The sequence below is a fragment of the Alteromonas marina genome, assembly GCF_000808575.1.
In the GTDB taxonomy this organism is placed as follows: Bacteria; Pseudomonadota; Gammaproteobacteria; order Enterobacterales; family Alteromonadaceae; genus Alteromonas; species Alteromonas marina_A.
This window is the reverse complement of record NZ_JWLW01000046.1, coordinates 1-2,702: the sequence shown is the minus strand read 5'-3', so window position 1 is coordinate 2,702 and position 2,702 is coordinate 1. Positions and strand designations below refer to the sequence as shown.

The 2,702-nt window shown below is 42.8% G+C and carries 1 protein-coding gene and 2 tRNA genes; 2 read left to right on the top strand and 1 reads right to left on the bottom strand.

Annotated elements, in window-relative coordinates:
- Positions 1 to 58 precede the first annotated feature (58 nt).
- A tRNA-Val gene (locus RJ41_RS14670) sits at positions 59 to 134 on the bottom strand.
- An 888-nt stretch (positions 135 to 1,022) separates the two neighbouring features.
- Here RJ41_RS14670 and gltX point away from each other — a divergent pair.
- Complete coding sequence (gene gltX / locus RJ41_RS14665) at positions 1,023 to 2,432, top strand: glutamate--tRNA ligase (RefSeq protein ID WP_014948924.1); 1,410 nt, start codon at positions 1,023 to 1,025, stop codon at positions 2,430 to 2,432.
- 85 nt (positions 2,433 to 2,517) lie between these two features.
- Positions 2,518 to 2,593 (top strand) — tRNA-Ala (locus RJ41_RS14660).
- Positions 2,594 to 2,702: the final 109 nt, after the last annotated feature.

Below are 2,702 nucleotides of genomic sequence, written 5' to 3'. Positions count from 1 at the left end.
CCCAACTGAGCTAAGCGTCCGTATTTTTTGATTTCACTGTTTAACCACGGTGAGGAAGTGGTGGACGCTACTGGGCTTGAACCAGTGACCCTCGCCTTGTAAGGGCGATGCTCTCCCAACTGAGCTAAGCGTCCATATTTCTTTAAAGCTTGCCTAAGCAAGTGGGGCGGTATTATAGAGTCGGTTCCGTTAGTGTCAACAATAAAATTAAAGAAAAATGACTGTGTGCCCGAATTTTAGACACTCTGGCTGCATCTTAACTAAATTGATGAAAAGAACAGCGTTTTTAATCGCATTCTGAATTCATTGATAAACAAAAACTGCAGCGTGGGTTTACGCGAGCCAGTTGGAGTTTGGGGGGACAGACACTTGCTTCTTACTAAGAGTTGAAATAGAGGTTGGGTGGAATTGAAGTGGACAGTCACTTATTTACCACAAACATATAATTAAATTGGCCTCGAACAATGGGGCTTCGCACAATGGACACACACTCATTTTTTAAAAGAAGAAGTGGCAAACAAGGGCAAAGTGGACACCCACTTTTTTTTTCGTAGCTAAACGCTAGTAAACCCAACCAAATAAAAGTGGTGCTTACTTTATTCTTGAAATATCAATTGAATTACCAAGTGAACAGTCACTTATAAAACACGAAACGAAAAAAAAGGCGAGAAGGAGAAAGGACAGACATTCACGTAAACCTGATAAAGTGCGTGCAGAATCTTTTTATTTAAAGTACCTGGTCTTTTCGGACACCCACTTACTTTTTTGAAGCTATTATCGGTTCTGTCACTCTCTGATCGTTGGACTTTTTTGAGTGTGTGTCCACTTCAGTAAGAAATGAGTTTTGAAAAAGTGGGCTTCAACAATAAGTGTCTGTCCACTTTATAGCTCACTTTCTTCGTACCATCTAAACTACTTCAAGAGATTTCTTTTTCCTTCTATTCTTATCTTACTTTTGAAGTCGCGCGGACACTGGTAGAATGCGCCCAACTTTAGAAATACATTAACAATAGAGAGTGACCATGTCGGTTGTTACACGATTTGCACCCAGCCCAACAGGCTATCTTCACGTTGGCGGCGCACGAACTGCGCTTTATTCTTGGCTTCTTGCTAAAAGCAAAGGCGGCGAGTTTGTTCTTCGTATTGAAGATACAGATATCGAGCGTTCAACTGAAGAAGCAAAGCAGGCCATTCTAGACGGAATGCAATGGTTAGGTTTAACGTGGGATACGGGTCCAATCTATCAGACTGAGCGTTTCGATAGATATAAAGAACTTATTCAGCAGCTTTTGGATGAAGGTAAAGCGTATAAATGCTTCATGAGCTCTGAAGAGTTAGATGCGATTCGTGAAGCGCAAAAAGAGCGTGGTGAGAAGCCTCGCTACCCAGGTACGTGGAGAGACAGAACGGATCATCCAGAAGGTCAGCCTTTTGTTATCCGCTTCAAAAACCCTCTAGAAGGTAAAGTGGTAATTAATGATCACGTGCGCGGAAAAATCGAGATTAGCAATACTGAGCTTGACGATCTTATCATTCAGCGCTCTGACGGTACCCCTACATATAACTTCTGTGTAGTTGTTGATGATTGGGATATGGGAATTACTCATGTAGTTCGCGGTGAAGACCATATTAATAACACGCCACGTCAAATCAATATTCTTGAAGCGCTTGGTGCACCTGTTCCAGAATATGCTCACGTTTCTATGATTTTGGGCGATGACGGCAAAAAGTTATCTAAGCGTCATGGCGCAGTAAGCGTGATGCAATATCGCGATGATGGTTTCTTACCGCAAGCTGTGCTTAATTACCTTGTTAGGTTGGGGTGGTCTCACGGCGACCAAGAAATTTTCTCAGTTGATGAAATGATTGAGAAATTCAGCTTAGATGCCATTGGGCAATCTGCATCGGCATTTAACACAGAAAAGCTAATCTGGTTGAATCAACACTACATTAAGACATTACCAGCAAGTGAAGTTGCGTCACACGCTAAATGGCACTTTGAAGAGTTGAATGTTGATTTAACGACAGGCCCAGCGCTTGAATCTATTATTGCTATTCAGGCAGATAGAGTAAAAACGCTGAAAGAGTTAGCAGAGATTTCTACATACTTTTATCAAGACTATGAAGATTTTGATGCGAACGCAGCAAAAAAACACCTTCGCCCAGTCGCTCGCGGCCCATTAGAGCTTGCTAAAGACAAATTAATGGCAATTGAAGAGTGGAACCCAGAAAATATTCAGGCTGCTATAAATAGTACAGCCGAAGAATTGGAAGTGGGCATGGGGAAAGTAGGTATGCCGCTGCGTGTAGCTGTGACAGGTGGTGGTAATTCACCGTCGTTAGATATCACGTTGAATCTTATCTCAAAAGAGAAAATTGGCGAGAGAATCGACAAAGCGCTTACTTTTATAGCAAACAGAGAAAATTCATAAAAAAAGCGTTGACATGACAGGGGGGGATGCCTAGAATGCGCCCCGCTGTCACGGAACAGTCACACAAAATGACTGGTACCATGATGGGGCCATAGCTCAGCTGGGAGAGCGCCTGCATGGCATGCAGGAGGTCGGCGGTTCGATCCCGCCTGGCTCCACCAAGTCACATTGAGATGTGGTTTGATATAGGCTGAAGTTGTTAACGCAGCTTCGGACTGAAAAATTCGAAAATTTAGTTTCGAAGAAAGAATTCAGTCCCCTTCGTCTAGA

Bases quoted from the DNA above. Each gene is read 5' to 3' on its own strand.
- gltX (WP_014948924.1), top strand. From the start codon at position 1,023: ATGTCGGTTGTTACACGATTTGCACCCAGCCCAACAGGCTATCTTCAC.